Source organism: Streptomyces sp. NPDC056347, assembly GCF_042262625.1.
Classification (GTDB): Bacteria; Actinomycetota; Actinomycetes; order Streptomycetales; family Streptomycetaceae; genus Streptomyces.
Genome location: NZ_JBHJQP010000162.1, coordinates 1 through 18,412 on the forward strand (window position 1 = coordinate 1; position 18,412 = coordinate 18,412).

Below are 18,412 nucleotides of genomic sequence, written 5' to 3' on the forward strand. Positions count from 1 at the left end.
GCCCGGACACGGCCACCGGCCCCGGCGGGTCGCCGGGGCCGGAGAACAGCAGGGAGCCGGCGAACGCCACGGTGGCGGCGAGTGCGGCGGTGCCCGCCACGGGGGCGATGAACCGGGGGTACCCCTGGCGCCTGGGCATCGGCGGTGTCTCTCCTCATGATCGGACGGGCTGGTCCCATGATGGGGCAGGGCGCCGGGAACTCGGCGCGCGTCCCGGGAGTAGGTCAGGCAGGGACAATGTGTACGGACGACCGGGGGCGTGGCGTACGCGGACGGGTGGAGCGGATGGAACGGAACGATTCGACCGGCCCCGAGGAGCCGGAGGCGCGGCGGCCGGAGCGCGCCGGGGAGCTGCGGGCGGGGGCGGCCGGGCCGGATGGCCGGCCCGGTGAGGCGTCCGGTGGGCGGCCCGTGACCCTCGGGTCGTTCGCGTACACCGCGGCGGACGAGGAGAAGCGGCGCGGGGTGCGCCGGATGAAGACCACCGCCACGGGCCTCCTCCTGCTGGTCGCGCTGGTGTACGTGCTCGCCACCTGGGCGAAGAGCGCGGGGGTGGGCGGCTGGCCGGGTTTCGTCGCCGCGGCCGCCGAGGCGGGCATGGTGGGTGCGCTCGCCGACTGGTTCGCCGTGACGGCGCTGTTCAAACGCCCGCTCGGCCTGCCGATCCCGCACACCGCCATCATCCCCACCAAGAAGGACCAGCTCGGAGCCTCGCTGGGTTCCTTCGTCGGGGAGAATTTTCTCTCCGGTGACGTCGTGCGGGGCCGTATCCACGCCCTGCGCGTCGGGCGGCGGCTCGGTGCCTGGCTGGCCGAGCCGGCCCACGCCGACCGGGTCACCGCCGAGCTGTCGACCGCGCTGCGCGGCGCGCTGCGGGTGCTGCGGGATTCCGATGTGCAGGCGGTGGTGGGCGAGGCGATCACCCGGCGGGCCAACGCGGCGGAGGTCGGGCCCGGGCTCGGCAAGATGCTGGAGAAGATCGTCGCCGACGGGGGCCACCGCAAGGTGGTGGACCTGGTCTGCGTGAAGGCCCACGACTGGCTGGTGCTGCACGGCGATTCGGTGATGGACGCGGTGCAGGGCGGGGCGCCGGGCTGGACGCCGAGGTTCGTCGACAAGCGGATCGGCGAGCGGGTCTACAAGGAACTGCTGCGGTTCGTCACGGAGATGCGGGACATGCCGGGCCATCCGGCGCGTGCCTCGATCGACACCTTCCTGACGGACTTCGCGGCCGATCTCCAGACCGACTCGGACACCCGGGCCCGGGTCGAGCGGCTGAAGTCGGAGATCCTGGGCCGCGGCGAGGTCCAGGACGTCATCGCCTCGGCCTGGTCCTCGGTCCGCACGATGATCATCGCGGCGGCGGAGGACGAGCAGAGCGAGCTGCGGCTGCGGGCGCGGGCCTCGCTGATGGCGCTGGGCGCCCGGCTGGCCACGGACGAGCGGCTCCAGGCGAAGCTGGACGGCTGGCTGGAGGACGCGGCGGTCTACGTCGTCACGACGTACCGCACCGAGATCACCTCACTGATCAGTGACACCGTCGCGAGCTGGGACGCGGACCAGACGTCGAAGAAGATCGAGGCGCACATCGGCCGCGACCTCCAGTTCATCCGGATCAACGGCACGGTGGTGGGCGCGCTGGCGGGCCTGCTGATCTACACGGTGTCCTGGGCGCTGGGCGCGTAGCCGGGCGCGGGAAAGGGGCGGGGCTTCCGGAATCCTCCCGGGAGCCCCGCCCCCTTTTCGTCCCACTCGTACGGGGCGTCCGCCTCAGGCGGCCCGGCGGGTGACCGCCCAGGAGGCCACGGCCATGCTGCCCGCCACGGCGAAGACGGACGGCCAGGCGCCGATCTTCTTGGCCAGCGGGTGCGATCCGGCGAACGCGGCGAGGTACGCCGTCGTCAGCCCGGCCGCCGCGCGCGGCCCGGCCTGCCGGTTCCACTCGTACGCGGCCACGGTGCCCGCGGCGGCGAGGGCGACCCCGCCCAGTGGCCGCTTCCTGGTCCACCGCGCCACGGCATACCCGCCGACCAGCCCGCTCGCCGCCACCGCCGCTGCCGGAACCTTCGCCATCGCCGCCACCCTTGCCTTCTCGTCTCGGTAGTCCGGGCCCTGTCCCGGACCTTCGAGGCTAACGCGGTCCCCGGGATACCGGTCGCCGAGGGGGTGCACAGGCGTTTACCCTGGGGTGAACGCCTGTGCACCCCAGCCGTCCCGCACCCCGTACGGAGAGCCATGCCAGCGGACATACCCGCCGCCGCCCCGACCCCGGCCCAGCCCCCGGCCCCGACCCCCGCCCCGGACCGGCCCGCGCACCCCCGGTTCGCCGTCGCCGTCCTGGCGTTCTGCGGCGTCGTCGTCGCGGTGATGCAGACGATCGTCGTCCCGCTGCTCCCGCACATCCCGGCCCTCACCGGCGCGAGCCCGGCCGCCGCGAGCTGGCTGGTCACGGTCACCCTCCTGACCGGCGCCGTCTTCACCCCCGTCCTGGGCCGGGTCGGCGACATGTACGGCAAGCGGCGGGTGCTCGTCGCCTCGCTCGGTGTGCTGGTGGCGGGCTCGGTGCTGTGCGCGGTCAGCTCCCACATCGGCGTACTGATCGCCGGGCGCGCCCTGCAGGGTGCCGCGCTCGCCGTGCTGCCGCTCGGCATCAGCATCCTGCGCGACGAACTCCCGCCCGAGCGGGTGCTCTCCGCCGTGGCGCTGATGAGCTCGACGCTCGGCATCGGTGCGGCGGTCGGCCTGCCGGTCGCCGCCCTGGTCGTCGAGAACTTCGACTGGCACACGATGTTCTGGGTCTCCGGCGCGATCGGCGTCCTCGACATCGTGCTCGTGCTGACGTGCGTACCGGAATCGCCGCTGCGCACCCGAGGCCGCTTCGACGCGCTCGGCGCCCTCGGACTGTCCGGGGCCCTGGTCTGCCTGCTGCTCGCGGTCACCCAGGGCGCCGACTGGGGCTGGGCCTCGGCCCGGACGCTCGGGCTGCTGGCGACGGCCGTCGTCGTGGCGCTGTTCTGGGGCGCGTACGAGCTCAAGGTGGCCTCGCCCATGGTCGACCTGCGGATCTCGGCCCGCCCGGCGGTCCTGCTCACCAACGTCGCCGCCCTGCTCATCGGCTTCGCCTTCTACGCGAACTCCCTGGTCACCGCCCAGATGGTCCAGGAACCCGAGGAGACCGGCTACGGGCTCGGCGCCTCGCTCGTCGTCAGCGGACTGTGCCTGCTGCCCGGCGGCGTGATGATGGTGGTGCTCTCCCCGGTCTCGGCGCGGATCTCGGGGAAGTACGGCCCGAAGGTCAGCCTGGCACTGGCCGCCGGGGTGATCGGCGTCGGATACGTGGTCCGCTACTTCACCAGCCACAACCTCTGGCTGATCATCGCGGGCGCGACGGTCGTCGCCTCCGGCACGGCCATCGCGTACTCGGCCCTGCCCGCGCTGGTCATGCGGGGCGTCCCGATGAGCGAGACCGGTGCGGCCAACGGCCTCAACACCCTGATGCGGTCGATCGGGCAGGCCTTCTGCAGCGCGACCGTGGCCGCCGTGCTGGCCAACATCACCTTCCGGGTGGGCGGCAGGACCGCCCCGACGCTCCACGCGTACCAGTTGGTCTTCCTGATCGCGGGAGGCGCGGCGCTCCTCGCGCTGCTGGTCACCCTGTTCCTGCCGGGCCGCCGCACCCCCGCGGCAGGTACGGTCGAAAGCAGCCGCGACGTCCCGGGCGACCGGAAGGACGGTGTGCGGGCGATGCCGATCCAGGAGAGCACATGACCAGCGGCCAGGCCGCCGTACCGGCCCCGGTCCGGCCCGCCACCGACCCGGGCACGGGCCGCGACGCGATCCTGCGCGCGGCCCGCCGGGCGTTCACCCAGCGCCCGTACGCCGACGTCACCATCAGGGGCATCGCGGCCGACGCCGGAGTGAGCCCGTCGCTGGTGGTCAAGCACTTCGGTCGCAAGGAGGAGCTCTTCAACACGGTCGCCGACTTCGGTCCCGCCGCCGCCGAACTCCTCGACGCGCCGCTCGCCGTACTGGGCCGCCACATGGTCGTCACGCTGGTACGCCGCCGCCGTGCCCTCCAGTCCGACCCCTTGCTGCGTGTCGTCTTCTCGCTCGGCAACCGTGACGAACGCTCCCTGCTGCGCGACCGCTTCCAGGAACAGGTCACCGACGCCCTGACCGCCCGCCTCACCGGCAGCGAACGCACCCTGCGCGCCGAACTGATCGCCGGCCACCTCCTCGGCCTCGGCGCCACCCTCAGCCTCCACCGCTCCGGCGCGGGCGCGGACGCCACCCCCGAACACCTCGCGGACCTGTACGCGCCCGCGCTGCAGTCCCTGATCGACCGCTCCTGACCGCGCTGCCGGGCCTTGGCCCCGATAGCGTGGCGGAATGGACACCGAAGTTCTCAGGTATGTGGCATTCAGCGCGGACCCGTCCGGCGGAAACCCCGCGGGAGTGGTCCTCGACGCGTCCGGACTGGACGAGGCGGCCATGTCCCGCATCGCGGCCGACCTCGGATACTCCGAGACCGCGTTCGTCTTCCCGGAGCGGGGCGCGGACGCGGACGCGGGTGCGGAGACGGAGACGGAGACGGAGCAGGGTACGGGCGAGGCCGCGGGGCCGGGCCGGCGCACGCGGTTCGCGGTCCGGTACTTCAGCCCGCTGATCGAAGTCCCGTTCTGCGGGCACGCGACCATCGCCACCGCCGTCGCCCACGCGCAGCGGCACGGGACGGGGGAACTCTCCTTCCGGACCGGAGCCGGTGAGGTCCTGGTGTCCACGGAGGCGGGCCCGGACGCCTCGGTCATGGCCACCCTGGTCAGCGTGGCCCCGCGCTCGGAGCCCATCGCGCCGGACGTGACGGCGGAGTTGCTGGAGGCGCTGCGCTGGTCGGCGGAGGACCTGGACCCTGCACTGCCCGTGCGGGCGGCGTACGCCGGGGCCTGGCACCCGGTGATCGCCGCGGCGGACCGCGACCGGCTCGCCCGTCTCGACTACGACCGGCCGGCCCTGTCCGCCCTCATGGCACGCCACGGCTGGACCACCATCGACCTGGTCTGGCGCGAGTCGCCCTCGGTCTTCCACTCCCGCAACCCGTTCCCGCCCGGCGGAGTCGTCGAGGACCCGGCCACCGGGGCCGCCGCCGCGGCGCTCGGCGGCTACCTGCGTGCCGAGGGCCTCGTCGAGGCCCCCACGACGCTGACGGTGTACCAGGGGTACGACATGGGGCGCCCGAGCACGATCCGGGTGCGGGTGCCGGAGGGGGCGGCCACGGGCATCGAGGTCGGCGGCACCGCGGTGGCGATCTGAGCCGTCCGCCCGGCCGGCTCCGTACGGAACGGCCCCGCCGCACCCCGGGTGTTCGGCCGGGCCGGTCCCGGAGCGAGCGGGTCCGGCCTCAGCTGAAGACGACCGAACGGAGCTTCAGCCGGCTGGTGGCGTTGCCGCCGTGCGGCCGGAGGGAGAAATGGTCGCCCTCGCAGTCGGGGCCGGTGAAGACCACCGCAGTGGAGTCGGTGAGGTTCAGCGGGGTGCTCGCGGGCTGCGACGAAGCGGGGTCGGCCACCTGGGGCAGCGTGATGCACATCCGGCTCGGCGGGTCGAGGAGATAGCCGGCCCGCAGCGAGCCGCCGGCGCCGGAGTAGACGTACGTGAAGTCTCCCGTTGCCGCACTTGCCGATGCGGGCACGGTGATGATGAGTGCGAGCGCGCCGACGGCGGCGGCGACAGCGGTACGAAGACGCATGGGGAACTCCCGGAGCGCGATGGGGTGGGAAACGGCCCAAGTCTGCGCCCTCGGCACACGTTCATTCGCCGTGTGCCGGGCACCGTCACCCGGACGGCAACCGCTGAATCGGTTCTGCCGACGGCCAAGTGGGTCATGGCCACCTCGGCAACGACCCGCGAGGCACCGCGCCACGCACATCGACGGACCGACCCACCGCCATTTCCGGCCACAGCACACCTACACGTGCCCACCTGCACCTGCCCACCTGCGTGTTCACACCTGCACGTGCCCACCTACACGTGCCTACGCGGACACGTGCATGCACGTACACGCGCATGCACCGCGCTGCCGGCCGACCGGAACCCCGTCACCGTGCCCTTCGGCCCACGCGCCCGCGCACGTGGGCGCCGCGCTGCCGTGCGTACGGATCGCTACCCGTCGCCGAGTTCCAGCTCGCCGACGACCTGGTCCCCGCTGGTCTCCCCGGTCGGCCTGAACCCCAGCCCGAGGTAGAAGCCCTCCGGTCCGTGCTCACCGGGAACCCAGGTGACGGTGGCCCGGGTGCCGCCCCGGCGCCGGATCTCCTCGCACACGGCCGCCACGGCGAACCGCCCGTACCCGCGCCCCTGCTGGTCGGCGGCGATGTTCAGCCGCCAGAGCCCGGAGCGCGGACCGGCGTCGCCCGGGTCGTCCGGACGGAACCGGATGCCGAAGAAGGCCATGACGAAGCCGACGAGCCGGTCCCCGTCGAGGATCAGCCGCGGCCAGGCGACGTCGGGGGTCGCGTAGGCCTGGGCCAGCGACCAGGAGACCGGCTTCACGAGCCCTTCCTGGTCGGGTCGTACGCTCAGCCCGCAGGCGGCCTCGACGTTGTCGTCCGTGATCTCTTCCAGACGCAGTGATGAAGACATGGGCGCAACCTACCGACCTGCACCGCGTCCCGTCGGACGACCTCGCCGCGTGCGACGCCGCGACGCCCGGCTCCGCCATGAGTGGAACCGGGCGTCGCGGTGAACTGCCGTTGTGGTGACGTCAGTTGGCGGGCATCTGGTAGAGGCCACGGCCGGCGCGGTGGGCCCGGGAGGTGGCGACGAGCCGGTCGAGGGTGCTGCGCACGGTGTTGATGCCGTTGGGGGTGAGCTCGCGTCCGAGCGCCTCCGTCACGTCACGCGCGCGGACGGGGGCGCCGCCCGCCGCCGCGAGCACCTTCAGCGTCAGCTCGGTGAGGCTGCCGCTCTCGTCGACGGCCGCGGCCGCCTTCTTCGCCGCCCGGGGCTTCGTCGCCTTGGCCTTCGCGGTCTTGGCGGCCTTGGTGGCTCCGGCGGTCTTTGCCGCCTTGGCCGCCGTGGCGGTCGCCGTCCCGGCGTCCTTGGTGTCCTTGTCGTCCTTGGTGTCCTTGGCCCGGCCGCGCTGCTGGGCCTTCGGCTTGGCGGCGGTCCGCTTGCGGCTCTTGGGCGCGGTGGAGGCCTTGCGGGCGGTGGAACGGCGCGGCGCGGGGGCGGCGGCCGAATCCTGCGGCTCCTGCGGGGCCTCCGTCTGCGCGGGGGTTCCGGCGGGCTCGGCGGACGCGGTGGCATCGCCGGAGTCCTGCGCCTGCCGCGGAATCCTGGGCGCGGCCACGGCCGCGTCGGAACCGGCCTCCGCCTTCGCCTCGGACGCCGCCTCGGACGCCGTCTCGGCAACGGGCGCGGGCGAGCCCGACAGCGCACGCAGCGCGGTCAGCGCGGTCCGAACCGAACCCAGGCGTTCGGTGACGGCCGCGAGTTCCTTCTCCAGCGCCTGCTGGTGCTGCTCGAGGCGCGGGAGTTCCGCCTCCAGCAGGGAAGTCGTGGCATCGATGGTGACCAGTGTGCTGGTCTCGGAGGTCATGTTGTCGCCCTTCAGTTCCGGCCGACCGTCGGTGACCGATGTACCGCAGGGTAAGGGGTGTTGTGTTGTGGCCGGAAATCGCCTCTTCGATGCGAACCGCTCGATCGGCCCGTCGGCGCTGGTCGCCAGTCTCCCCAAACCCCCTCCCGCGCACCCTGAAGATGGCCGAGGACCCACTCGTTCGGCCGCATACTCCGTCACTCACGGTACTGGGCGGAGGAGACGTGCCACGGTCTCAGGACTGGTTCCAGCCGGGGTAGAGCAGATTCACCCGTACGTGGTTGTCGAAGCGGTCGAGTCCGAAGAACCGCTGGTCCATGACGATGGCGTCCTTCATCGACGCGTCGTCCAGGACGGCGAAGGTGTAGTAGCCGGCCTCCGGGCGAGCGGCCTCCGCACGTATGACTCCACCGGCGATCAGCCGGTCCCGTTCCGCCTGGATGTGACGTACCAGCGCGTCATTCGACTCGTCGGAGTCGAGCACCTCCATGATCCTTCGCGCGAAGTGCTCGTTGGCCGCACCGGTCGCCCCGGTGATGTTGGCACCCGCGTAGCGGATCGGCTCCCGGAACTCCGGTGGCAGCAGCAGGTAAGCGAACCGTGTTCCGTGCACGGCCAGGCTCTTGGTCGGACACACGAGGCGGAACGTGAGGTCCGGTTCGAGCCTGGACGTCGGTTCGGCACGCGAGGACCTGTCCCAACGGGCGTACTGAAACGTCCCGTCCACCAGCACCACCGAGCCGGTGCGGCGTTGCCACCGTGCGATCCTCTCGATCTGCCGCTCATGCACGGTGGTACCGAAAACCCAGATCGGGTCGCAGAGCACAAGCGCGGACTTCCGGTCCGGCAGATCGAGTTCGGCGGCCTCGTCGTGCAGGACATCGGCACTCACCTGGCGGATGGGGATGCCGAGGGAATCACAGAAGTAGTAGCAGGAGTAGTAGACGGGCGGCACATGGCAGACCTCCTCCACCCCCATCTCCTTCAGCGCGAGGAAGAAGCCCAGCAGAAGGGGGCTGGAGCCGCTGGACACGTAGACGGCCTCACGCGCGTACGTCACACCGTCCGCCCGTGCGTGAAAGCCGGTGATGGAGTCGGCCAACGCTGTCGAATCGGAGAGGAAGTTGTAGTTCTGGAGCGCTTCCGGGTCCTGCGCCACGGCTTGCATGCCATCGAGGTACCGGCCCGCGTACGGATGCGTGGTCTGCCACCCGGACAGGAACCGGCCGGTCCTGTTCGTGCGCGACACGCTGTCCAGCTCACGGTGCAGTCGCAGCAGTTTCGCAGGCGAAAGGCTCATGGCATCCCCCAGTCGGAAGTCAGACGATTCTGTGGGCCGGCCGGCCCGCCAGCGCACTCTCGATCGTGCTGATCCATGTGTCCGCACGCCGGTGCACGCTCTCGGCGGTGTACCAGCCGTGGGACGGTGTCAGCACGGTGTTGGGCAGCGCGGTGTACGGGGCCGGCGAGCCGATGACGTCCAGACCTGCTCCGGCGATCGTTCCCTCGCGCAGGGCGTCTGCCAGCGCCTGGGGATCGATGAGCTCGTCCGAGGAGATGTTGACGACGTAGGCGGTCCGTTTCATCAGGGCGAACGTCCGGTGGTTGAGCAGGTGGTGGCTTTCCGGTGTCAGTGGCAGACACAGGAAGACGACATCGGCGGAGCCGAGCAGCTCGTCCTGGCTCACCTGCGTGGCACCCCGGATCGTCCTGACACTCCGGTTGGCGAACAGGACCCGCATCCCGAAGCCCTGGGCGAGTGCGCAGAGGCGGGTGCCGATGTCGCCGACGCCGATAATTCCCGCAGTCTTGCCCTCCGCTTCGAGGGACAGCAGGCCGGAGGTGTCATCGACGCCGGTGCGCACCGCCCGGTCGAGGACGGTGAGGTGCCGGTTGGCGGCCAGGTAGAGCGCGAAGGCGTGCTCGGCGACCGAGGAACCTGTGTAGCCCGGTGTGTTGCACACGGCGATGCCGTTCGCCTCGCAGTAGGCGGTGTCCACGTAGTCGTGGGCGGTGCCCGTGGTGACGATGAGGCGCAGGTTCGGGAGCTTTTCGAGAACGGTCGCGCCGAGGTCCCGGTTGGCGGTGACGAGGAGCTCGAATCCGTCCCCTGTCGCATCTCCGCCGGGGCGCCACACCGGGCGCACCAAGGAATCGAGGCGTGGCCGCAGGCTGTCGGGCACTTCCTCCGGGTCGATCAGGAACAGGGCGTCGGGGGCGCCCCGGAGGTGTGAGAAATCGAGGGTCAAGACTCGGTCCGTTCCGTGGTCGTTCCGTGCACGCGGGGCGATCGCACAATGTCTTCCAGTACCGTGCGCAGCCACACCGCGACATCGGTGAAGGCCGCATCCGGATTCGGCCACGCCGTGACCGGCCTGCAGTCGCGCGGTAGTGCCTGGAGTGCGCCGAAGGGGAAACCGTGCCAGTCACAGGCCCTGAGCAGTACCGGGACCACACGCGCGGTCCCTTCGTGGTGACGCTCCATGGCTCTGCGCATCTCGATGTCCCGGCAGAAGTCGGAGGCCAGGAAGTCGGAGCTGATGAGCAGCAGGATGATGTCCGCCGACTCCAGGTTCTCGTCGATCGCCCCGCTCCACTCCTCACCCACCCGGATCTGCCGGTCCGACCAGGAGTCGAGGAGCCCGCGCCAGCGCAGCAGGCTGAGGTGCCGCTCCAGCTGAGAGCGCAGCTCGTCATCGCGGTGCGAGTAGGAGATGAACATTCTGGCACCGCGGGCCGAGGACGGTACGGCTGCGGGGCCCGGTTCCGGCTGCGGGACGGCGACTCGCTGCCGGATGAGCGAGGCGGCCGAGGAAGGTGACTCGACCGCGCCCAGTGCCGTCAGCGAGCTCAGCTCGGCCGGTGTGATGCCTCGGCAGCCGCTGATGTCGAACCCTTCGAACTGGCGGGCCACTCGCATAGTCTCCGCCTCACCGAGTTCCGGATGGCTGTAGCTGCGAATGGCCTCGTCGCTGCCGACGGCCGCGATCCGCGTTCCGTCGGCGTGCCAGGCGATCGAGCGGATGGTGCCGCTGGGAGTGGACGAGACGCCCCGCAGGCGCAGCCCGTCCGCCGTCCAGCTACGCAGATAGCCGTCCTGGCCGGCGCTCAGGAACGTACTGTCGCCCGGGGCGGCCAGCAGCGAGAGGATCGCGCCGTCGTGACCTCTCGCCTGACCGCACAGTGTTCGGGATTCGAGATCCCACAGTCGCAGGACTCCGTCACTGCCGCCTGTGACGCACAGGCGGCTGCCGAGGACGCAGAGGCTGGTCACATGGCCGTCGACCGTGCCGAGCAGTTCGGACTCCCCGGACGCGATCTGCCAGAGCCTGGTCTGCCCGTCCTCTCCCACCGAGACCAGGCGAAGTCCGTCGCTCGTGTACTGGATGGCCCGCACCCGGGCCTCGTGCCCGCTCAGGGTCTGCATGCCGCCCTGCCCCTGGACGCCCCAGATCCTGATGAGCCCGTCGGCGCCCGCTGCCGCGACGCTGTGGCCGTTCGGCTCGAACACGACCGTCCACAGCCAGTTGCGGGAGCCGGTGAGAACGGCGGACAGCTGGTTGGTCCGCAGGTCCCACAGGCGTACGTCCCAGTCCTCGCCGGCAGTGGCCAGCAGCTCGCTCTCAGGGTGGAACGCCAGTGCGCGGACGCCCGCGGTGTGACCCCGTAGCTCCGCCAGGCATTCGCCCGACTCCGGCTCCCATACCCGGACGAGCTGGTCGTGGCCCCCGGTGGCGATCAGCCGGCCGTCGGACGAGGCGGCGACGCCGAGCAGTGTGCCCGAACTACCGGCCAGCACCTCCAGGCACTCGGCGTTGGCGATGTCCCAGAACCGAATGGTGGAATTCCGGCCGACCGTGGCGAAGTACTGGCCGTCGCTGTCGGCCGCGACGGGCCAGACGGGGCCGTTCAGACTGCTGATCACGCGTTCGCAGTGGGCCGCGGCCGGGTCCGAGACGTTCCACATGCGGATGGTCTCGTCGTGGCTGCCGGTGATGAGGATGTCGCCGGCCGTCGCTCTGGTCACGGTGAGGGACCAGATCGATGCGGTGTGTCCGGGCAGTGCCGCGACGAGACTGCGGCTCTCCATGTTCCAGACCCGGATCACTCCGTCGTCGCAGCCGACGAAGACGTGCCTGCCGTCGGTGGAGAACTTCACACACCGACCGGAAACCCGCTGGTCTCCCTCCAGCCGGATCTCCTCGCCGCTGACCGTGTCCCAGACGCGCAGGCACACCTCGTCGCAGGCCGCCGCGATGAGAGGGGAGGCAGGAGCGCTGTGCAGGCTCCAGACCTCGGCGTCGAGACGGCACAGGACACGTGGTTCCTCTTCTCTCGGGGCCACGGACCAGGCGAGGACGCGTCGGTCCTCGCCGGCGCTGAACAGAGTGCGTCCGTCGGAGGAGAAGACGACGCTGCGGGTCTGCCGTTCATGACCGGTGAAGTCGGTGGGCAGGTTGGTGGTCAGGTCCCAGACCCGCAGCCGCCCCCGTTCGTCGGCGCAGGCGAGCCTGCCGCCGTCGGGGGAGTACGCGACGGTTCTGATCCAGTCGGCCTGCCAGGGCAGGGAGGTGAGCCTGGTTCCGTCCGGCACGTTGACCAGAACCACGGAACCGCCGCTCTGCCCGATCGCCGCGACCTTTCCCTCGGGGGAGAACTCGATCGCGAAGACGTAGTGGTAGATGCCGGGAAACCGGCAGCCGGCGAATTCTGTCTGACGGGCATCCGCCCGGGAGAGGCGCAGCTCCGACAGGTCGAGGCGGCGAAGCACCAGCCGGGACAGGTCGAAGCCGGTCAGATCGCTGGTCCAGGAGTGGTGGATGGACAGGGCGTTCGCGGCGAGGAAGGTTCCGTACGCCTCGTGCCCGATGCGGGAGACGTCCAGCAGCGCCAGCAGTCGGGGGACGACCTGGGTGGCCGAGCCGAGACGGTCCTGGAGCATGCTCATCATCGGTTCCGAGAGGAACCGGCGCTGTGCTTCGCGCACGTGCTCCGGGGCACCGGCATCCACCAGGGCGAACTGGCACAGGACATCGGGTCGGCCGGTGTGGACCTCCTCCACGCATTCCTGGTTCAGCCGAGTGGTGACGAACTCCTGGATCATGTATTGGAGGTGGAAGCTGCCGTCGCTCTCCTGGATCAGCGATCTGCGCCGCAGGCGTTGCAGCAAGGTCCCCGCCGACCCCGATCCCACACGTGAATCGGCGGAGATCTCCCGGACGGTGAGCGGTCTGCGGGCTGCCGCGAGACGGAACAGCACCATGCGCTCGTCATTCGTCAACCGGTCGAAGTGCTGATGGAACAGCCCTTCCAGCTCCCCGAAGACGAATTCACCCGACTCCACGAACCGGGCGATGCTTCCGTCATGTATGTCCAGGATGAGATCGGAGGCGAGCTGGATCGCCAGCGGGTTCCCGTCGTACTTGCTGACCAGCTCTCCGCGCAGCCGGACATCTCCGCGCAGTCCCCGGCGGGCCAGGAGCGTCCTGGCGGGGACCTTCGGCAGGCCCTGGAGATGGAGAGTGCGTACCGCGGTGTTCCTTTCCCGGAGGAAGGAAGGATTCTCGCGGGAGGTGATCAGAACGGTGGATCGGTGCGGTTCCGAGGCCAGGCGGCTGAGCAGGCTGCCGTACTCCTCGTAGGCCGGGCGGAACTCGTTGGAGAACCGTTCGGAGTCGAGCAGCACTTCGAGGTTGTCCAGGACGACGAAGCACGCCTCGGCTGTCAGGCATGAGACGAGCTGCTCGGTCGGAGTCCCGTCCGACCGGGTGTCCCGGTCGGGGAAGAGCGAGAGGATTCCATGCAGTAACTCGTCCAGCGACGGCGCATTCGTGAGGGATACCCAGATGGTGCGCCTCGGCTTCTTGGTGCCGGTGTGCGCCAGCCGGTAGGCCAGCGCGCTCTTGCCCACCCCGCCGAGGCCGTGCACCGTGCAGACCTTGCAGCCCGATTCGACGTAGCTGAGGAGCTTGCTGACTTCCCGCGTCCGGTCGACGAAATCGTCCGGCGGTGTGTGATAGGTACTGAACAGGTAATCGATCGGCATGGCTCTCACATCCGGATTGCCCCGTGAGGGACGCGGGGTCCCTGGTACCCACCGCGCTGTTCGGCCGGTGGTGGGCGCGATTGTAGTGGCCGGACGGGGTCGGCAGAGCCTTCCTCCCGGACCTGTCGGCGCGTCAGACCGCTTTGACCATGGGGGTGATGTCGACCAGCACCACCGCACGTTCACCCGGGCCCGAGTCCTCGCCCCGCCGGATGGGGTCGACATGGTGGCTGACCCGCTCGTCGTGGATGCCGTAGGACTCCAGTGGTTCCTCCAGGTCGAAGGTCGCCATCAGCGACTCGGGCGGCACCTCACCGGGCACGGAGCCGGCGCACGCCACGTCCGCGACGTAGTTCGTACCGCCGGTGGCGTTGCGCTTGTAGACGAGATGGGCGAAGTGGAAGGGCTCCCCGTCCTGATGCAGAAAGTTCGGTGACGACACGGCCGTGCCATCGAGGTCCCCGACGGAGAGCTTGATGAAGTGCACACCGACGTGAAGGGGAAGATTCTGCTCTCGTTCGCTCCACCAGGTCTGGGCGAAGTCGAACAGGATGATGCGCTCCAGGAGGGGGTTGGCCTCCCCCCGGGCGGAGATTGCGGGGAAATACCGGTCCATCCCCTGGTGCTCAGGGTTGTACCCACCCTGGAAGTAGTGGGTGACCTCGCCCAGGTGCCCGTCATCGGCCTTGGGCACCCAGTGCAGCTTCTTCTCCCAGGGGAGAAGAACCGCACAGGAGTGCCGCCGGTAGCGATGCAGCAACGGGTTTCCATACGGATCCGGCGGGAGGTCGGTGAACTCCTCCTGCAGCTCCCCGAGCCATCTGCCGACGAGTTCGGGACCGAACTCCTTCGACAGCGAGAACCGTTCGAAACCGTTGGCCGCCAGTGACGGTTCTTGATGCGCCTGCACGCCGAAGCCTCTCCCGTGTGCCCCTGTCGAGTTCGCCGGGCGCTGCGCCCGGGGGGCACATGCCCCGGACAGGTGGCCGTCAACCCCCGTTCGCCGAACAGGTGTTGCGTCGTCGATGGAACGGACCGCGACCGTCCTCGTGCAGAGACGCGGGCGCCGGTGGGTAGGCTCCAGCCCGACTTGCCGCCAGGAGGCAAGAGCACTCGCCCGCGACTCCATGGAGGTGTCATGACTTCGTCGGCCACCGCGCCAGCGGTCACCATCACGCCCGAAGCGATCAAGCACCTTGAGTTCATCCAGGCGGTGATCGCACGATTGGGCAACGGATCCTTCCTGATCAAGGGATGGACGATGACAGTGGCCGGGGTCTTCTTCGGTGTGCTGGTGAGTCGTCCGGGCTGGCTGCTGGCGTTGGCAGGGCTGGTCCCGATCGGGGGGTTCTGGCTGCTCGACAGCTATTTTCTGCGTCAGGAAAGGCTTTTCAGGAAGCTCTACGACGACGTCCGAAAGCCGGGGACGAACGTGGAGCTCTTCTCGATGAATGTGCAGCCGTACGATTCGGCGGTGTCATGGACGGGAGTCGTCCGTTCGCATACCATGATCAACTTCTATGGCATGCTCGCATTGATCGATCTCGTATTCATCGGCTGGGGAGTGGTCAGGGCCGTGACTTCCTGAAGCCCTGGCGCAGCCGCTCCGCGATCTCTCTGTCGGCATCCCCGGCAGCAGGTCTTCCGGGTGGCCAGATGCTGCCGAAGTGGTCGTCGCGCCAACGTGGCACCACGTGCACGTGCACGTGGAAGACGGTCTGGGAGGCTGCTGCCCCGGCGGAGGTGATGACATTCATTCCGTCGGGGCACAGGGTCGTGCGGAGTCCGGAGCCGACCACCGAAACGAATTGCATGAGGCCGGCCAACGGGCGCGCCGGAAGATCGAAGAAGTCGGCGTAATGGGACTTGGGAATGACGAGAGTATGCCCGAGGGCGGCCGGTCGGAGGGGGAGGAAAGCCATGTTCTCGGCGTCCTCGTGGACCAGCTCCGCCGAGGCTTCTCCCGCGCCGATTCTGCAGAATTCGCATTCGAGCAAAACAGCCTCGCATCATAGGACCTGCTTGCCGGACGTCGCTGTCGTCGTAACACCGGCGGTCATCGAATTGTAGGGCCGTGCCCGCGATGGGGCCGGAGAGTTCGTCCGGCTTCCGGCCGGTCAGGCCAGGACCTCCCCGGGCGTCACGTCCCGTTCCTGTTCCCGGCCGCCGTCCATCCGTAGCCGCAGCCCCATGGAAAGTATCGCGGCGACCGCGAACCCCGCTCCGACCCAGGGGAGTTGGCGGGCCCCGTAGGCCGCCAGAACCCAGCCGCCCACCGCCGTTCCCACGGTGATGCCGAGGTTGGAGAACGAGATGAAGAGGCTGTTGCCGAACTCGGGTGCGTCGAGCGAGTCCCGCCCCAGCCAGCTCTGGCTCACGACCAGGCCGCCCGAATGCACGGCGCCCCATACCAGGACCGCCGCCACCATCGGCGCGAACAGCGGGCCCACGGCGTACACCAGGACGTAGACCAGCAGGCAGAGCACCGGATACGCGACGGCGGTACGGACGGGGCCGCGCCGCAGCAGGCCGCCGAAGGCGAAGTTGCCGAGGATCATCACCACGCCGAAGGCCATCAGCATCGCGCTGATCCACGTACCACTCATGCGCGTGACCTGTCCCAGGTACTCGGCGAAGTAGCCGTAGACCGAGAACATCGCCGCGAAGACGAGCACGACGGAGGTGATGCTCAGCCACGTACCGGCCCGCTTGAGCACGCTCAGCTGTGTGCCGTAGGAGGAGCGCCGCTCGACCGGCATCGACGGGACGAACCGCACAATGCCCAGGAACGCCAGGAGATTGACGAGCGCGCCGAACCAGAAGGCCGCGGGCAGTGACAGATGGTCGGCGAGGTACGAGGTCAGCGGCACGCCGAACGCGAAGCCGACGGTGACCCCGCCGAACACCGTCGTCGTGGCCCGGGTCGCGTCCTGCCCGGACGCCAGTCGTGCGGCCGAGGCGAGCGCGACCGCGAAGAACACGGGGTGGAACAGGGCGGGCACGATCCGGAAGGCGAGCATCACCCCGTACTGCGTGGTGAGCGCGTAGACGGCGTTCGACACGGCGAACACCGCGATCGAGGCGGCGAGCACCTTCTTGCGGTCGATGCCGGAGGCGAGCAGCGTGCTGAACGGCCCGGACACCGCGATGACCAGGGCGAACACCCCGACGAGCCAGCCGGCGTCGGACGGGGTGACACCGAGTTCGACCGAGACCCGGGGGAGTACCCCGACCATGCCCATCTCGGTGGTGATGATCCCGAACACGCCCAGGGCGAGCACCGGAACAGCGAGGGAGGCCCTTCTCATCGAAACGACCAAAACCTTTCGTCAAATCGAGAAAACTAGATGCGATGTGTTGTGGTTCGACCCCGTGTCGCGCACCGGGGTCGACGCGCCCTACAGCTCGTCGCGTACGTGTGCGGCGAACTCGGCGATCACCGGCTCGTTGCGCCGGTAGTACGTCCACTTGCCGATGCGTTCCGAGGTGAGCAGTCCGGCGTCCTTCAGGGTCTGCAGATAGCCGGAGACCACCGACTGCGCCAGTCCGGCGCGCTTCTGGATGTCGCCGACGCAGACGCCGATGTGGAAGCCGAGCCCCTGCTGCCGGTAGGAGTCCTCGTCGAAGTGCTTCTCGGGCTCCTTCAGCCACTGCATGAACTGGAGGCGTGCGGGGTTGGCGAGCGCCTTGTGCACGGTCAGGGGGTCCATGGCCCCGCCTCCTCGTCTCCTCGTGCCGGCCAGAACGCATCTATCTTTCTCGATACGTAGTGTCAGGTCAAATCGCGCGCACGCCTGACCAGGTCAAACCTCAATCGTTATACGCCTCCGATCGAGCAAAGGGGGAGATAGGTGACAAGCAGGCATCTATGTGCCTTGACGGGATCATGTGACCGCAGGAGGCTGAGGCGCCCCCCACGGAAGCCCCTCTTCAGATGTTGGAATGTCTATGCGCACACTTGCTTCCGCAGGCACGCTCACCGCTGCCGTGGCCGCGGCGATGATCTTCGCCCCCGCCGCCCATGCCACCCCTCCCGGCGACAACGGCACCGTGAAGATTCACGATGCCAAGACCGGCGAGGAACTCCGTAAGAACGAGCCCCACGTCTGCACGTTCTACCTCGACGCCTTCGGGTTCGACGGTGGCCAGAACGTCGACTGGCGCATCGCCGCCTGGGCCCCGACCGCCGCCGTCAAGGGCGAGATCGTGAAGTCCGGTTCGCTGAAGCTCGACGCCGACGGCCACGGCCGGACGCCGGACCAGACCCTGCCCGACGGTCACTACAAGCTGTACTGGAACTTCGACGGCGAGCACGGCAAGGCCAAGCAGAAGGTCTTCTGGACCGACTGCGGCGGCGAGAAGCCGGGCGAGGAGAAGCCGGGCGGCGAGGAGCCCGGCGGGGAGAAGCCGGGCGAGGAGAAGCCCGGTGAGGAGAAGCCCGGCGGCAAGCCGACGCCCTCCGCCTCCGAGTCGACCCCCGCCCCCGGCTCCTCCACCCCGGTGAAGCCGACCGAGGAGCCCTCGTCGTCCGCCCCCGCGGACACCACCCCGCAGGCCTCCGCCTCGTCCCCGGCCGCCAAGCCCACCGCCGGCGACCACGCCGAGGGCGACCTCGCCGAGACCGGCACCGGCGCACCGGTGGGCCTGCTCTCCGCGGCCGCCGCCGCCCTGGTCGCCGCAGGCGCCTACCTGGCCCTCCGCCGCCGCAAGGCCGCCCAGCACTGACCGCCGCCCCCACTCGGCCCCGCTGCCCCCGCCCTCCGCACCGC

17 protein-coding genes are annotated in these 18,412 nt (G+C 69.9%); 6 read left to right on the forward strand and 11 right to left on the reverse strand.

Annotated elements, in window-relative coordinates; all coding sequences use genetic code 11:
* Positions 1–285: 285 nt before the first annotated feature.
* Positions 286–1,686 (forward strand): DUF445 domain-containing protein, encoded by a 1,401-nt coding sequence (locus ACFCV8_RS28785; RefSeq protein WP_376688387.1) that lies wholly within the window; start codon positions 286–288, stop codon positions 1,684–1,686.
* Between the two features lie 84 nt (positions 1,687–1,770).
* On the opposite strand, the gene ACFCV8_RS28790 is transcribed toward ACFCV8_RS28785, so the two are convergent.
* Positions 1,771–2,073, reverse strand: coding sequence for a hypothetical protein (locus tag ACFCV8_RS28790; RefSeq protein ID WP_376688388.1), 303 nt, complete (start codon positions 2,071–2,073; stop codon positions 1,771–1,773).
* A gap of 162 nt (positions 2,074–2,235) precedes the next feature.
* On the opposite strand from ACFCV8_RS28790, the gene ACFCV8_RS28795 reads away from it, so the two are divergent.
* Genes ACFCV8_RS28795 through ACFCV8_RS28805 form a run of 3 tightly spaced genes read left to right on the forward strand, consistent with a single transcriptional unit; the run spans position 2,236 to position 5,310 of the window.
* A complete protein-coding gene (locus ACFCV8_RS28795) occupies positions 2,236–3,768 on the forward strand; it encodes an MFS transporter (protein WP_376688389.1) in 1,533 nt (510 codons plus the stop codon).
* A complete protein-coding gene (locus tag ACFCV8_RS28800; RefSeq protein ID WP_376688390.1) occupies positions 3,765–4,352 on the forward strand; it encodes a TetR family transcriptional regulator in 588 nt (195 codons plus the stop codon). Before ACFCV8_RS28795 ends, ACFCV8_RS28800 begins: the two co-directional genes overlap by 4 nt.
* A 37-nt stretch (positions 4,353–4,389) precedes the next feature.
* Positions 4,390–5,310 carry a PhzF family phenazine biosynthesis protein gene (locus ACFCV8_RS28805; protein WP_376688391.1) on the forward strand — a complete coding sequence of 307 codons (921 nt, stop codon included), beginning with the start codon at positions 4,390–4,392 and terminating at the stop codon, positions 5,308–5,310.
* An 88-nt stretch (positions 5,311–5,398) separates the two neighbouring features.
* On the opposite strand, the gene ACFCV8_RS28810 is transcribed toward ACFCV8_RS28805, so the two are convergent.
* From ACFCV8_RS28810 to ACFCV8_RS28840, 7 genes are all read right to left on the reverse strand, one after another.
* Positions 5,399–5,746 (reverse strand): hypothetical protein, encoded by a 348-nt coding sequence (locus ACFCV8_RS28810; RefSeq protein ID WP_376688392.1) that lies wholly within the window; start codon positions 5,744–5,746, stop codon positions 5,399–5,401.
* Between the two features lie 413 nt (positions 5,747–6,159).
* Complete coding sequence (locus tag ACFCV8_RS28815; protein ID WP_376688393.1) at positions 6,160–6,639, reverse strand: GNAT family N-acetyltransferase; 480 nt, start codon at positions 6,637–6,639, stop codon at positions 6,160–6,162.
* A 121-nt stretch (positions 6,640–6,760) separates the two neighbouring features.
* Positions 6,761–7,597, reverse strand: a complete 837-nt coding sequence (locus tag ACFCV8_RS28820; protein ID WP_376688394.1) for a hypothetical protein — start codon at positions 7,595–7,597, stop codon at positions 6,761–6,763.
* A gap of 235 nt (positions 7,598–7,832) precedes the next feature.
* Positions 7,833–8,897, reverse strand: a complete 1,065-nt coding sequence (locus ACFCV8_RS28825) for a pyridoxal phosphate-dependent aminotransferase (protein WP_376688395.1) — start codon at positions 8,895–8,897, stop codon at positions 7,833–7,835.
* A 19-nt stretch (positions 8,898–8,916) separates the two neighbouring features.
* A complete protein-coding gene (locus tag ACFCV8_RS28830) occupies positions 8,917–9,846 on the reverse strand; it encodes a 2-hydroxyacid dehydrogenase (protein WP_376688396.1) in 930 nt (309 codons plus the stop codon).
* A complete protein-coding gene (locus tag ACFCV8_RS28835) occupies positions 9,843–13,643 on the reverse strand; it encodes a TIR domain-containing protein (protein ID WP_376688397.1) in 3,801 nt (1,266 codons plus the stop codon). Before ACFCV8_RS28835 ends, ACFCV8_RS28830 begins: the two co-directional genes overlap by 4 nt.
* A 133-nt stretch (positions 13,644–13,776) precedes the next feature.
* Positions 13,777–14,553: a 2OG-Fe dioxygenase family protein gene (locus ACFCV8_RS28840; RefSeq protein WP_376688398.1), complete on the reverse strand. Its 777-nt coding sequence runs from the start codon at positions 14,551–14,553 to the stop codon at positions 13,777–13,779.
* Positions 14,554–14,781: 228 nt separating this feature from the next.
* On the opposite strand from ACFCV8_RS28840, the gene ACFCV8_RS28845 reads away from it, so the two are divergent.
* Positions 14,782–15,231, forward strand: coding sequence for a hypothetical protein (locus ACFCV8_RS28845; RefSeq protein ID WP_376688399.1), 450 nt, complete (start codon positions 14,782–14,784; stop codon positions 15,229–15,231).
* On the opposite strand, the gene ACFCV8_RS28850 is transcribed toward ACFCV8_RS28845, so the two are convergent.
* The 3 genes from ACFCV8_RS28850 to ACFCV8_RS28860 all read right to left on the reverse strand — a co-directional run bounded on the left by ACFCV8_RS28850 (position 15,212) and on the right by ACFCV8_RS28860 (position 17,353).
* Positions 15,212–15,640, reverse strand: a complete 429-nt coding sequence (locus ACFCV8_RS28850) for an HIT family protein (protein WP_376688400.1) — start codon at positions 15,638–15,640, stop codon at positions 15,212–15,214. The two genes, ACFCV8_RS28845 and ACFCV8_RS28850, sit on opposite strands and share 20 nt — an antisense overlap.
* Before the next feature lie 120 nt (positions 15,641–15,760).
* The gene (locus tag ACFCV8_RS28855; protein ID WP_376688401.1) at positions 15,761–16,951 is read right to left on the reverse strand and encodes an MFS transporter; all 1,191 of its coding nucleotides are present in this window, start codon (positions 16,949–16,951) and stop codon (positions 15,761–15,763) included.
* A gap of 90 nt (positions 16,952–17,041) precedes the next feature.
* Positions 17,042–17,353, reverse strand: a complete 312-nt coding sequence (locus tag ACFCV8_RS28860; RefSeq protein ID WP_376688402.1) for an ArsR/SmtB family transcription factor — start codon at positions 17,351–17,353, stop codon at positions 17,042–17,044.
* 238 nt (positions 17,354–17,591) lie between these two features.
* Here ACFCV8_RS28860 and ACFCV8_RS28865 point away from each other — a divergent pair, with 238 nt between their 5' ends.
* Positions 17,592–18,368 (forward strand): LPXTG cell wall anchor domain-containing protein, encoded by a 777-nt coding sequence (locus ACFCV8_RS28865; protein ID WP_376688403.1) that lies wholly within the window; start codon positions 17,592–17,594, stop codon positions 18,366–18,368.
* The last annotated feature ends 44 nt before the right edge of the window (positions 18,369–18,412 follow it).